Source organism: Salinarimonas sp. NSM, assembly GCF_052380005.1.
Taxonomy (GTDB): Bacteria; Pseudomonadota; Alphaproteobacteria; order Rhizobiales; family Beijerinckiaceae; genus Salinarimonas.
This window is the reverse complement of the sequence record NZ_JBQTCJ010000094.1, coordinates 1-11,217: the sequence shown is the minus strand read 5'-3', so window position 1 is coordinate 11,217 and position 11,217 is coordinate 1. Positions and strand designations below refer to the sequence as shown.

The window sequence follows — 11,217 nt, the reverse complement described above, 5'->3', positions numbered from 1 at the left end:
CCCCGCGCCGTCGATCGCACGCCGGCCGCCCCGCCCCCGCGAGCCGTCATCGGCGCGGGCGCCCCGCTGCCGCCGCCGCGGATCGGCTCGTTCGCCGCCCCCGAGCCCCACGCCGGCGGTGCCTTCGATCCCGATGCGGTCGAGGCGCGCGTCGTCGTCGCGACCCTCGCGGATGGGCTCGACGCCGATGCCGGCGCGGCGCTCGCGGCCGAGAACGACCTCGTCCTCGTCGAGAGCATCGATCTCGCGCTCGTCGGCGCGCGTGTGCTGCGCCTGCGCATCGAGGACGCGCGCACCGTCGAGACCGTGCTCGCCGCCCTCGCCGGCGACGCACGGGTCGCGCTCGCCGGGCCGAACCGGATCTACCGCACGCAGGCGGGGGCGCAGTACGCGCTCGCCCGCCTCGGGCTCGACCCCGCCCCACCGGAGGCCGGGCGCGGCACGCTGATCGCGGTCATCGACACGGCGGCGGACCTCGCTCATCCCGAGCTCGCGGCCGCGCCGGTGCGGGCGGCGAGCGTCCTCGACGCGGCCGCGCCGGCGCCGATGGACCACGGCACGCAGGTCGTCGGGCTCATCGCCGGCGCCGGCCTGCTGCGCGGTGCCGCGCCGGCCGCCGACGTGCTCGCCATCGCGGCCTTCGACGCCGCTCCGGACGATGGTCTCCCCGCGAGCACCAGCTACCGCCTCCTGCGCGCGCTCGACCTCGCCGCGGGGGAGGGGGCGGGGGTGATCAACATGAGCTTCGCCGGCGGCGCCGACCCGCTGGTGGCACAGGCGCTCGACATACTGGGCGAGCGGGGCGTCGTGCTCGTCGCGGCGGCGGGCAACAACGGCGCGGGGGCGCCCCCGGCCTTCCCGGGGTCGCATCCGGCCGTCGTCGCCGTCACGGCGACGGACGAGGGCGACGCGCTCTGGGCGGCGGCGAACCGCGGCGCATACGTCGCCCTCGCCGCGCCGGGCGTTGATCTGCTCACGCCCGCCGCCGGCGGGCGCTACGCGCTCGGCTCGGGCACGTCGCTCGCCGCCGCCTACGTCTCCGCGGCCGCGGCGCTGGTGCTCGAGCGCGATCCGCGGGCGGGCGCCGACGCCGTCCGCGCCGCCCTCGCCGACGCCGCCGTCGACCTCGGCGAGACCGGCCGCGACCCCGCCTTCGGCCACGGTCTGGTCGCCCCGCTCGCGGCGGCGGAACGGCTGGCGGCGGATGGGGAGGTGGTGGTGGATGTCAGGTGAGGAGGGCATATGGTCAGAAGAGAAGCATCTCGGGGGAGGGTACGATGGAGGTTTGCGTGCGCGACGCGAAGGCGCAGCTGTCGCGCTTGATCGAAGCCGCGCTCGCCGGAGAGCGCGTCGTGATCCGCCGCGGGCGCGAGCCGGTCGTCGAGCTCGTCCCCATCGTCCGCGAGCGCTTCGAATTCGGCGTCCTGCCCGAGGTGGGGCCGGGCCCTGATTTCCTGGAGCCGATGAGCGAGGAGGAACTGGGCGGGTGGGAGGGCCGACGGTAGGGTAGGCGGTTCTCGGCCCGCACGCCTCGAACGAGGAGAGCGTCGTCGCTGCGGCGCGAGCCGCTCAGATCACGCGGGCACGCATGCCGAGCGCGGCGGCCGAGCCGGCCAGCTTCCTATCCAGCGTGAGAAGCTCGGCGCCCACGCGATCGGCGATCGCGAGGTGCAGCGCGTCGGCAGCGCGCAGCCCGAGAGCATCGCTCGCCACCAGGTCCGCTGCACGGCTGAAGTCGGCTGCTCTGACGCTGAGCCTGACGAAGCTGTCGAGGAGCAGTCGGTCGAATGCGTCGCTTGCCCGACGACGATCATCGATCCCGAGATAACCGGTTCGCGTCTTCATGGCGAGAGCCGATGCGAACTCCGTCACGACCCAGTCGCTGACGAGAAGTGCTCCGACGTCGATCTGCGCGATGTAATGTTGGATCCGCGCCGTGGCTGATTCCTTCGTGAGAGCGGCCACCACCACGGACGTGTCGAGATAGACGCTCAATACCGATCCCCGTCCCGCATCCGACGCACGACGCCTTCGGCGCTCTCCGGCATCTCGCGGGTGAGCGCGCGCAGCATCTGCAGGTCGACGGGCCTGCGTGCGCAGTCGGTCTCTTCCGGCGGCAACAGCCGCGCCACTGGCTCGCCGCCGTCGGTGATGGTCACGGCCTCGCCGGCTCGAGCGCGGGCGATCAGCTCGGCCAGTCGCTCACGGATTTCGTCCACGGTCACGTCCGGCATGAGGGCGGCTCCTTCGGCTCTCGCGCACGATGAGCCGCAACGATCGGCCGGTCAACGGCGCCTCACGCCGCCCCCGTCCGCAGCAGGTCGAGCACGTGCACCAGCCCCACCGGCCGCCCGTCGCGCACGACGACGAGGGCGGCGACCTTGCGGCTCTCGACCAGCTCGAGCGCCTCGCCGAGCAGCATGTCCGGGCCGATGGTGAGGGGGCGCTTCGTCATCACCTCGTCGACGGTGCGCGAGAGCAGGTCGTTGGCCATGTGGCGGCGCACGTCGCCGTCGGTGACGATGCCGAGCAGGCGGCCCTCGGCGTCGACCACGATGACGCAGCCGAAGCTCTTCTCGCTCTGCACGGCGAGCGCGGCGCTCATCGGTGTGCCGGTCGGCACGAGCGGTAGGCGCTCGCCGACGTGCATGATGTCCTTGGCGGTCTTCAGAAGCGCGCCGAGCTTGCCGCCGGGGTGGTAGAGGCGGAAGTCCTGCGCGGTGAAGCCGCGCGCCTCGAGCAGGGCCACCGCCAAGGCGTCGCCGAGCGCGAGCTGCATCGTCGTCGAGGTCGTGGGCGCGAGCCCGTTGGGGCAGGCCTCCTTGGCCTTGGGGAGCGCGAGGCAGATGTCTGCGGCGCGCCCCAGCGTCGAGTCGGCGTTCGCCGTGAAGGCGACGAGCGGGACGCCGTGGCGCTTGGCGTAGGCGATGAGGTCGGAGAGCTCCCCGGTCTCGCCGGACCAGGAGAGCGCGAGGATCGCGTCCTCACGCAGGATCATGCCGAGATCCCCGTGGCTCGCCTCGCCCGGGTGCACGAAGTAGGCGGGCGTGCCGGTGGAGGCGAGGGTCGCGGCGATCTTGCGCCCGACGTGGCCGGACTTGCCCATCCCCGAGACGATGACGCGGCCGGGCCGATCCTTGATCGTGGTCACCGCGGCGGCGAAGGCCGCGCCGAGGCCGTTCGCGAGTGCCTCCTCCAGCGCCGCGAGCCCCTCGCGCTCGACGGCGATAGTGCGCAGCGCGGGCGCGAGCAGATCGGCGCCGGCCGCCGGCGACGCGGCGGCGCTCATCGTGCGGCGGCCTCGCGCGAGATGCGCTCCTCGACGCGCCCCTTGGCGAGCGCGTCGAAGGCCATCAGCTCGGCCAGCAGATCCTCCATCTGCGCGAGCGGCACCATGTTCGGGCCGTCGGATGGCGCGCGTTCGGGGGCCTCGTGCGTCTCGATGAAGACGCCCGCGACGCCCACCGCCACCGCCGCGCGGGCCAGCACCGGCACGAACTCGCGCTGGCCGCCGGACGTCGTGCCCTGCCCGCCGGGCTGCTGCACGGAGTGCGTGGCGTCGAAGATCACCGGCGCGCCGGTCGCCGCCATGATGGGCAGCGCGCGCATGTCGGAGACCAGCGTGTTGTAGCCGAAGGACGCGCCGCGCTCGGTGGCGAGCACGTTGGGGTTCCCGGCGCCCACGACCTTGTCGATCACGTTCGCCATGTCCCAGGGCGCCAGGAACTGGCCCTTCTTGACGTTGACGACACGCCCCGTCTTCGCCGCCGCGACGAGGAGGTCCGTCTGGCGGCAGAGGAAGGCCGGGATCTGGAGGATGTCCACCGCGTCGGCGACGGGGGCGCACTGGCCGGCCTCGTGCACGTCGGTGAGGGTGGGCAGGCCCAGGCTCTCGCGGATCTCGGCGAAGATCGGCAGCGCGGCGGCGATCCCCATGCCGCGGGCGGAGCCCGCCGAGGTGCGGTTCGCCTTGTCGAAGGAGGACTTGTAGACGAGCCCGAGGCCGAGCCGGCCGCAGATCTCCTTCAACGCGGCCGCCGTCTCGAGGGCGTGCGCGCGGCTCTCCATGGCGCAGGGGCCGGCGATCAGCGCGAGCGGCAGGGCGTTGCCGAAGCGCACGGACCCGGCGGCGACGACGGGGGCGGGAGCGGGATGTGCCATGGCGCGGCTCTAGCCGGTTTCGCGGCGCCGGTCAAAGCGCCGTCGCGGCGCCCCGAACCCACCTGCCGCGCGCCTCAGATGGTCTGGTTGTAGGCGCCGACCTCGGGGCTCTCGCGCAGGATCGCGTCGATCGCGGCGAACATCTCCTCGAGACGCGCCCGCGAGACCGGGCTCTCCACCACGACCACGAGCTCGGGCTTGTTGGAGGAGGCGCGCACCAGGCCCCAGGTGCCGTCCTCGAGCGTCACGCGCACGCCGTTGACGGTGACGACGTCCGCGATCGGGGTGCCGGCGATCGGCTCGGACGCTTCGCGCATGGCCTGGATGCGGGCGGTCACGCGGGCGACGACGTCGTACTTCACCTCGTCGGGGCAGTGCGGCGACATCGTCGGCGAGCCCCAGGTCTTCGGCAGCGCGCCGTAGAGGTCGCTCATCGTGCGGCCCGGATTTCGGTCGAGCATCTCGAGCACGGCGATCGCCGTGACGAGCCCGTCGTCGTAGCCCCGCCCGACCGGCGCGCCGAAGAAGAAGTGGCCGGACTTCTCGAAGCCGGCGAGCGCGCCGAGCTGCTTCACGCGGGCCTTGATGTAGCTGTGGCCGGTCTTCCAGTAGTCCGTCGTCGCGCCGAGCCGCGCGAGCTCCGGGTCCGTCATGAACAGGCCCGTCGACTTCACGTCGACCACGAATCGGGCGTTCGGGTGCAGACCGGCCAGATCACGGGCGAGCATCACCCCGATCTTGTCTGCGAAGATCTCCGCGCCGGTCTCGTCGACGACGCCGCAGCGGTCCCCGTCCCCGTCGAAGCCCAGCCCCACGTCCGCGCCGGTGCGCCGGACCTCGTCGGCGAGGGCATGGAGCATGTCCATGTCCTCGGGGTTGGGGTTGTAGCGCGGGAAGGAATGGTCGAGCTCGCAGTCGAGGGGGATCACCTCGCAGCCCAGCCGCTCCAGCAGCCGTGGCGCGAAGGCGCCCGCGGTGCCGTTGCCGCAGGCGGCGACCACCTTGAGCCTGCGCGTGAGCGAGCGCCCGCGCGCGAGGTCGTCGAGATAGGCCTGCGCGAAGCCCTCCACGTAGTCGTAGGCACCGCCCGGCCGCGCCGGCGCCGCGCCGGACAGCACGATTTCCTTGAGGCGGCTCATCTCGTCGGGACCGAAGGTGAGGGGGCGGTCGAGCCCCATCTTCACGCCGGTCCAGCCGTTGTCGTTGTGGGAGGCGGTGACCATCGCCACGCAGGGGCAATCGAGCGCGAACTGCGCGAAATAAGCCATCGGCGACAGCGCGAGGCCGATGTCGCGCACGCGCATGCCGCCCGCCATCAACCCGGCGACGAGCGCGAGCTTGATCGAGGCGGAGTAGGACCGGAAGTCGTGGCCGACCACGATCTCGGGCGCGACCCCGCGCTCGTGCACGAGCTGCGCGATGCCGAGACCGAGCGCCTGCACGCCCATCAGGTTCAGCTCGGAGCCGAACAGCCAGCGCGCGTCGTACTCGCGAAAGCCCGTGGGCTTCACGAGCGGGGTCGTCTCGTAGGCGTAGGTGTTCGGCGCCAGCGCCGGCTGCGGGGTCGGGAGCATGGGTCGCGTCAGGTCCTGTTGTAGACGTCTTCCAGGCGCACGATGTCGTCCTCGCCGAGGTAGGAGCCGGACTGGACCTCGATCAGCTCGAGGGGGATCTTGCCGGGGTTCTCGAGGCGGTGGACGGCGCCGAGCGGGATGAAGGTCGATTCGTTCTCGTGAACGAGGGTCTTGGTCTCGCCCACCGTGACGAGGGCGGTGCCGCGCACCACGATCCAGTGCTCGGCGCGGTGGAAGTGCTTCTGCAGCGACAGCCGCCCGCCGGGCTTGACCACGATGCGCTTGACCTGGAAGCGCTCGCCGCGGTCGACGCCCTGGTAGGAGCCCCAGGGGCGGAACACTTCCGTATGGTCGTGCACCTCCGCGCGCCCGCGCCGCTCGAGCTCACGTACGAGGGCCTTGACGCTCTCGGGCTTCGAGCGATCGAACACCAGCGTGGCGTCGCGGGTCTGGATCACGGCGAGGTTCGAGACGCCGACGAGGCAGACGAGATCCTCGGCCCGCACGTAGTTGTCGCGGGCGTCGAGGAACACCGCCTCGCCGCGCTCGCCGAGATGAGCGGCGTTGCCCGTGCCGTCCTTCTCGGACAGCTCCCACACGGCATGCCAGGAGCCGACGTCCGACCAGCCCATCGACACGGGCGCGACCCGGGCGCGGTCGGTCTTCTCCATCACGGCGTAGTCGATCGACAGCGCCGTGGTGCGCGCGAAGGCGTCGGCGTCGAGCACGGTGAAGCCGAGATCGCGCGTGGCCCCCGCCACCGCCGCGCGGGCGGCCTCGACGCTGCCCGCGTCGAAGCGGGCGTACTCGTCGAGCAGCGTGTCGATGCGGAAGAGGAAATTGCCCGAGTTCCAGAGGTAGCCCGAGGACACGTAGTCCGCGGCGCGCGCGGCGTCGGGCTTCTCGACGAAGGCGTCCAGCGCGTGGACGCCTTCGTGGACGGTGGGCGCTCCGGGCTTGATGTAGCCGTATCCGGTCTCGGGCCGGTCCGGGCGGATGCCGAAGGTGACGATGGCGCCCTCGCGTGCCGCCGCGGAGGCCGCCCGCGACACGCTGCGGAAGGCCTCCTCGTCGCGCACCACGTGATCCGCGGCGAGCACCAGCATCAGGCCCTGCGGCTCCTGCGCCGCGAGGAAGGCCGCCCCCGCCGCGATCGCCGGGCCGGAATCGCGGCGCATCGGCTCGAGCAGGATCTCGCCCGCGACGCCGATCGCGGCGAGCTGGTCGGCGACCAGGTGGCGGTAGTCGTGGTTGGTGATCACGATCGGCGGGCCGAACAGCTCCGGGTCGGCCACGCGCAGGCAGGTATCCTGGAAGGTCGAGCGCGCTCCCAGCAGCTGGATGAACTGCTTGGGAGCGCCGGTGCGCGAGGCCGGCCACAGCCGCGTGCCGGCGCCGCCGGCCATGATCAAGGGGGTGATGCGCGCCATCTCGTCCTCCGTCCGGCCGCCGCCGCGCGGGCTCGCGTCGGGGAACCGCACGCATCGCTTTAGCGGACGCGGGCTTTCGGCGTGCTTAACACGGATGGGCCGGGCGTGCAGCCGCGGCGACCGGAGGAGGGGGCGTCTCGGCCGGGGCGCAGGCTCTCACGCGGCTCTCGGCAGCACCGCGCGGAAGGAGCGGTCGGGTGCGAAGTCCTCGTCGCCGGCGAGGCCGAGAAGCGCCGCCAGGCGCAGGCGGGCGCGGTGGACGCGGCTCTTGATCGTGCCGACGGCGACACCACAGATGCCGGCCGCCTCCTCGTAGCTCAGCCCCTCGGCGCCGACCAGGATCAGCGCCTCGCGCTGCTCCGGGCAGATCCGCGTCAGCGCCAGCCGGAAATCCTCGAGATCGAGCCGGGACTGCTGCGCCGGGAGCGTCGTCAGCCGCTCGCTGTAGATGCCGTCGACGTCCTCGACCTCGTGGCGACGCTTGCGGTGCTCGGAGAAGAAGAGGTTGCGCAGGATGGTGAACAGCCAGGCGCGCAGGTTGGTGCCCGGCTCGAAGCGATCGAGCTTGGCGAGCGCGCGCATGAGCGTGTCCTGGACGAGATCGTCCGCGCGGTCGGGGCTGCCGCACAGGGAGACGGCGTAGGCGCGCAGGTGTGGCGTGGTCGCGAGCAGGTCCGCGCGCAGGCCCTCCTCGACGGCGCGCGATGCCGGAGCGGCGTCGCCGGGCGTCTCGCGGCCGGAGGGGATGCGGCACCGATCGATCGAATTCGACATGGAGCGCGACCCTCCTCGGCCGTGGGGTGAGCCGGCCCACTATCGCGCGGCGCGTCCCCGCACGTTGCTGCCGATCGGTGGCGTTTCGTGACGAAGTGTAACGGCCGCGACCCTCGGAAAGTCGCGGGTGCCGCCGCCGGCGGGTTGCTGCTAGGCTCGCCCGCGAGCGGACCCGAGCAGAGATGAGCGCCTCGCAGCACATACTCGTCGTCGACGACGACCCCGGCATACGGCAGATGCTGACGGGCTACCTCGCGGACGAGGGCTTCCGCGTGAGCGCCGCGGAGGGCGGGGCTGCGATGCGGGCCGTGATGGAGACGGATCCGCCGGACCTCGTGCTCCTCGATCTCGTGCTGCCGGACGACGACGGGCTCATCCTCGCCCGTGAGCTGCGGCAGCGCTCCGATGTCGGCATCATCATGGTGACGGGCCGTGGCGACGTGGTCGACCGTGTGGTGGGGCTCGAGGTCGGCGCCGACGACTACATCGCCAAGCCCTTCCACCTCCGCGAGGTGCTCGCGCGCATCAAGACCGTGCTGCGCCGCCTCGCCCCGCGCGCGCCGCCGCCCGAGCCGGCGCAGGGCGCGCTGGTGCGGTTCCACGGCTTCACGCTGGATCCGGAATGCCGCCGCCTCCTCGCGCCGTCGGGCGAGGAGGTTCGGCTCACCGGCGGCGAGTACGCGCTCCTGACGGTATTCCTCGAGCACGCCGGGCGCGTGCTCGATCGCGACCGGCTCATGGACCTCACGCGCGGGCGCGACTGGGCCGCCTACGACCGGACGATCGACGCCCAGGTGGCGCGCCTGCGCAAGAAGATCGAGCCGCGGCCCAGGGTGCCGGAGCTGATCAAGTCCGTGCGCGGCGTCGGCTACGTCTTCGCCGGCCGCGTGACGCGCGAGCCGGTCGCCTCAGCCCGGTAGGCTCGAGGTGCAATCGGGGCAGACGCCGTGGCTGATCCGCACGTCCGACGAGCCGCCGGCCGCGTAGTACGCCTCCGGGGTGAGCCAGGACGCGAGCTCGTGCACGCCCGCATGCACCGCGTGGCAGAACGAGCACAGCGTCACGTGCGGTTTCTTCAGTGCCGCGCGCCGCGCCGCGAGCTGCGCCTCGACGTCGAAGAGGTCGATCGGCGGGCGCCGGGTGCTCGACAGGGCGGTGGAGTGGAACAGGAACCCCGCGTGACGCCCGTCTCGCTCGACGCGGGTGATCGCCATGCGCAGCTCCCGGCGCTCGTGCGGCGCGTCGCAGCGATAGGTGAACGCGACGTCGGCACGCTCGTAGCGCAGCGCCCTCATCCAGTCGCGGTAGCGTCGGGCCACGTCCTCGCCCTGGATGACGTCGAACAGGTTGCGGCCGACGACGGCCTGCGCGCCGAACTCCTCGCTGCCTCCGTTGCGTGCGAGCGAGGCGTCCCAGTTGCGTCCGCCGACGGCGACGATCGTGCCGTCGTCGGACGTCGCGTAGGCGACGCCTTCGAGCGCGGAGAGGATGCCGTCGGCGGCGAGGATGTCGGGGCGGGTGGTCGTCGTCACGGTAGCGGGCGTCGGGGCGAGGGCTCGGAGCCGGCGAGCGCCCGGCGCAGGACGCGGACGGGCTCGCAGCCAGTATAGGGCGTCTTCGGGATCGCGCCACCGCCGGCGGCGTCGTCCAGGTCTTTAATCCGCGCGCAGATGAGCACGGGCGCATGATCCGAACCCGGTCTCGAGCGTGACGATGCGCGCCGAAACGTGAGGAAGTGTGACGAGCGGGCATGGCCCACGGCACTCGGTCTCGAGAAAGGCTTTCTCTTCAGGGCGTTGGGTGCCATTCCGCGCCTGGCCCGGCCGACGCGGCCCAAGAGCGACACCCGCGGCCGGCCCCGCTAGAGTGCGGGCGACCCGCGAGGGCCGCGGTGCGCGCCCCCCGCGTCAGGAGAGGCGCCCCCGATGCCCGAGAGTCCCGACGGTCGCGACGACGCGCTCGCGGCCGCGTTCTGCGACTGCCCGGTCGAGCGGTTTCCCCCCGGTCGCGCCTTCGTCCGCGCCGGCGAGCCGGCTGTCGACGTGTTTCTCGTGGAAGCGGGCGTGGCGCGCCTCCAGCGGGCGCTGCGTAACGGGCGCCGGGCCGTCGACGGGTTTCTGTTTCCCGCAGACGTGGTCGGCCTCGCACGCGTCGACTCGTACGCCTTCACCGGCGAGGCCGTGGTGCCCCTCGCGCTGCGCCGCATGCCGCGGGCGCGGCTCTACGCGCTGGCGGCATCGGACCGTGCGCTGCAGGCGCCGATCGTCGCGCACCTGCGCGAGGAGATCGCGGGCGCGGGGATGCGGGATTTCGTCTCCCTCGCCAGGCCGCCCACGGAGCGGCTGGCGCGCTTCGTCGCGCGGCTCTGCCGCCGACGGGGCGTCGCGCTCGCGCAGGGCGCCGTCGTCCCCCTGCCGATGCCCCTCGCCGACATCGCCGATCATCTGGACATCGGCGTCGAGACGCTCGGGCACGCGCTGGCCACGCTGGAGGAGGGCGGCCTGGCGCGTCTCGCCGAGCCGGAACGCCTGGTCGTCCTCGATCCGGATGCGCTGCGGCGTCTCGGCGGCCTCGATGCGCCGGCCCAGGTTTCCCGGCAGGCGCGGCTCGCCGTCGGCCCCGGCCTGTGGCTCCCGGCCGGGCGGCTCCATTGACACCGACGATGATCGAGACGACGCGCCCCCGTCAGACCGCGGCCTCGTAGAGCGCCTGCGCCTCGCTCGCAGAGGCGCGGCGCTCGCCGAGGTCGAGGACGCGGACGGCGGTCGTGACATGGGGCGCGGCGACGGTCAGGACGTCGCCGACGGCGATCGCCTTGGCCGGGTTCGTCTGCCGCTGGCCGTTGACACGCACGTGCCCGCTCTCGACGAGCCGCGCCGCGAGCGTTCGGGTGCGCGCGAAGCGCGCGTACCAGAGCCACTTGTCGAGGCGCTGGCGATCCTCGCGCACGGCTCAGGCTCGGCCGGCGCCTTCGCGGCCCATCACTTCTTCTCCTCCAGCTGCGCCTTCAGGGCGGCGAGCTTCGCGAAGGGCGAATCGGGGTCCGCCTGCTTCTCGCGGCGGGGCGGGCGGGACTGCTGGGGACCGCCGCGGTCCTTGCCGCCGCCGCGCGGCGCGTCGGCCCCGCGGAAGACGTCCTTGCGCCCGCCGCCCGACCCGCTTCCCGCGCCGCCGGATCCCTTGCCGAAACCGCCCTTGCCGCCGTCGCGGCCGCCTTCCCTGCCGCCCGCGCGGCGCTCGTCGCGGCCCTCGCCGGGCGCCTCCCGACGGCCCTGGCC

General features: G+C 73.1%; 14 protein-coding genes. 4 read left to right on the top strand and 10 right to left on the bottom strand.

The annotated features are described in order from the left end of the window. Both ACTZWW_RS21850 and ACTZWW_RS21845 read left to right on the top strand, forming a co-directional pair. On the top strand, nucleotides 1-1,233 hold a 1,233-nt coding region (locus ACTZWW_RS21850; protein WP_444783079.1), incomplete at its 5' end, for a S8 family serine peptidase. A 56-nt stretch (nucleotides 1,234-1,289) separates the two neighbouring features. After that, on the top strand, nucleotides 1,290-1,505 hold the full coding sequence (locus tag ACTZWW_RS21845; protein WP_444783078.1) for a type II toxin-antitoxin system Phd/YefM family antitoxin: 216 nt from the start codon (nucleotides 1,290-1,292) through the stop codon (nucleotides 1,503-1,505). Nucleotides 1,506-1,569: 64 nt separating this feature from the next. On the opposite strand, the gene ACTZWW_RS21840 is transcribed toward ACTZWW_RS21845, so the two are convergent. The 7 genes from ACTZWW_RS21840 to ACTZWW_RS21810 all read right to left on the bottom strand — a co-directional run bounded on the left by ACTZWW_RS21840 (nucleotide 1,570) and on the right by ACTZWW_RS21810 (nucleotide 7,939). Further along, nucleotides 1,570-1,995, bottom strand: coding sequence for a type II toxin-antitoxin system VapC family toxin (locus ACTZWW_RS21840; RefSeq protein WP_444783077.1), 426 nt, complete (start codon nucleotides 1,993-1,995; stop codon nucleotides 1,570-1,572). Next, entirely contained in the window at nucleotides 1,992-2,234 is a 243-nt protein-coding gene (locus ACTZWW_RS21835; RefSeq protein WP_444783076.1) for a type II toxin-antitoxin system Phd/YefM family antitoxin, read from the bottom strand. Before ACTZWW_RS21835 ends, ACTZWW_RS21840 begins: the two co-directional genes overlap by 4 nt. A 62-nt stretch (nucleotides 2,235-2,296) precedes the next feature. Further along, nucleotides 2,297-3,289, bottom strand: coding sequence for a KpsF/GutQ family sugar-phosphate isomerase (locus ACTZWW_RS21830; RefSeq protein ID WP_444783075.1), 993 nt, complete (start codon nucleotides 3,287-3,289; stop codon nucleotides 2,297-2,299). Next, nucleotides 3,286-4,161, bottom strand: a complete 876-nt coding sequence (gene kdsA, locus ACTZWW_RS21825; protein ID WP_444783074.1) for a 3-deoxy-8-phosphooctulonate synthase — start codon at nucleotides 4,159-4,161, stop codon at nucleotides 3,286-3,288. The genes ACTZWW_RS21830 and kdsA overlap by 4 nt, the downstream gene beginning before the upstream one ends. A 74-nt stretch (nucleotides 4,162-4,235) precedes the next feature. After that, the gene (locus ACTZWW_RS21820; protein ID WP_444783073.1) at nucleotides 4,236-5,735 is read right to left on the bottom strand and encodes a phosphomannomutase/phosphoglucomutase; all 1,500 of its coding nucleotides are present in this window, start codon (nucleotides 5,733-5,735) and stop codon (nucleotides 4,236-4,238) included. 8 nt (nucleotides 5,736-5,743) lie between these two features. After that, the gene (locus ACTZWW_RS21815; RefSeq protein ID WP_444783072.1) at nucleotides 5,744-7,165 is read right to left on the bottom strand and encodes a mannose-1-phosphate guanylyltransferase/mannose-6-phosphate isomerase; all 1,422 of its coding nucleotides are present in this window, start codon (nucleotides 7,163-7,165) and stop codon (nucleotides 5,744-5,746) included. 156 nt (nucleotides 7,166-7,321) lie between these two features. Further along, complete coding sequence (locus ACTZWW_RS21810) at nucleotides 7,322-7,939, bottom strand: sigma-70 family RNA polymerase sigma factor (protein WP_444783071.1); 618 nt, start codon at nucleotides 7,937-7,939, stop codon at nucleotides 7,322-7,324. Nucleotides 7,940-8,121: 182 nt separating this feature from the next. Here ACTZWW_RS21810 and ACTZWW_RS21805 point away from each other — a divergent pair, with 182 nt between their 5' ends. After that, entirely contained in the window at nucleotides 8,122-8,859 is a 738-nt protein-coding gene (locus ACTZWW_RS21805) for a response regulator (RefSeq protein WP_444783070.1), read from the top strand. On the opposite strand, the gene ACTZWW_RS21800 is transcribed toward ACTZWW_RS21805, so the two are convergent. Further along, nucleotides 8,848-9,471, bottom strand: coding sequence for a hypothetical protein (locus tag ACTZWW_RS21800; protein WP_444783069.1), 624 nt, complete (start codon nucleotides 9,469-9,471; stop codon nucleotides 8,848-8,850). The two genes, ACTZWW_RS21805 and ACTZWW_RS21800, sit on opposite strands and share 12 nt — an antisense overlap. 393 nt (nucleotides 9,472-9,864) lie before the next feature. Between ACTZWW_RS21800 and ACTZWW_RS21795 the strand changes: the two genes are divergently transcribed. Next, nucleotides 9,865-10,593, top strand: a complete 729-nt coding sequence (locus ACTZWW_RS21795) for a Crp/Fnr family transcriptional regulator (protein WP_444783068.1) — start codon at nucleotides 9,865-9,867, stop codon at nucleotides 10,591-10,593. A 31-nt stretch (nucleotides 10,594-10,624) separates the two neighbouring features. Here ACTZWW_RS21795 and ACTZWW_RS21790 read toward each other — a convergent pair whose 3' ends face one another. Both ACTZWW_RS21790 and ACTZWW_RS21785 read right to left on the bottom strand, forming a co-directional pair. After that, nucleotides 10,625-10,888, bottom strand: coding sequence for an RNA-binding S4 domain-containing protein (locus ACTZWW_RS21790; RefSeq protein WP_444783067.1), 264 nt, complete (start codon nucleotides 10,886-10,888; stop codon nucleotides 10,625-10,627). Between the two features lie 32 nt (nucleotides 10,889-10,920). Then, the coding region (locus tag ACTZWW_RS21785) for a hypothetical protein (protein ID WP_444783066.1) at nucleotides 10,921-11,217 on the bottom strand (297 nt) is incomplete at its 5' end.

Excerpts from the sequence above, each read along its gene's own strand:
- ACTZWW_RS21835 (WP_444783076.1), bottom strand. The coding sequence starts at position 2,234 with ATGCCGGACGTGACCGTGGACGAAATCCGTGAGCGACTGGCCGAGCTG.
- ACTZWW_RS21830 (WP_444783075.1), bottom strand. The coding sequence starts at position 3,289 with ATGAGCGCCGCCGCGTCGCCGGCGGCCGGCGCCGATCTGCTCGCGCCC.
- kdsA (WP_444783074.1), bottom strand. The coding sequence starts at position 4,161 with ATGGCACATCCCGCTCCCGCCCCCGTCGTCGCCGCCGGGTCCGTGCGC.
- ACTZWW_RS21820 (WP_444783073.1), bottom strand. The coding sequence starts at position 5,735 with ATGCTCCCGACCCCGCAGCCGGCGCTGGCGCCGAACACCTACGCCTAC.
- ACTZWW_RS21815 (WP_444783072.1), bottom strand. The coding sequence starts at position 7,165 with ATGGCGCGCATCACCCCCTTGATCATGGCCGGCGGCGCCGGCACGCGG.
- ACTZWW_RS21810 (WP_444783071.1), bottom strand. The coding sequence starts at position 7,939 with ATGTCGAATTCGATCGATCGGTGCCGCATCCCCTCCGGCCGCGAGACG.
- ACTZWW_RS21805 (WP_444783070.1), top strand. The coding sequence starts at position 8,122 with ATGAGCGCCTCGCAGCACATACTCGTCGTCGACGACGACCCCGGCATA.
- ACTZWW_RS21795 (WP_444783068.1), top strand. The coding sequence starts at position 9,865 with ATGCCCGAGAGTCCCGACGGTCGCGACGACGCGCTCGCGGCCGCGTTC.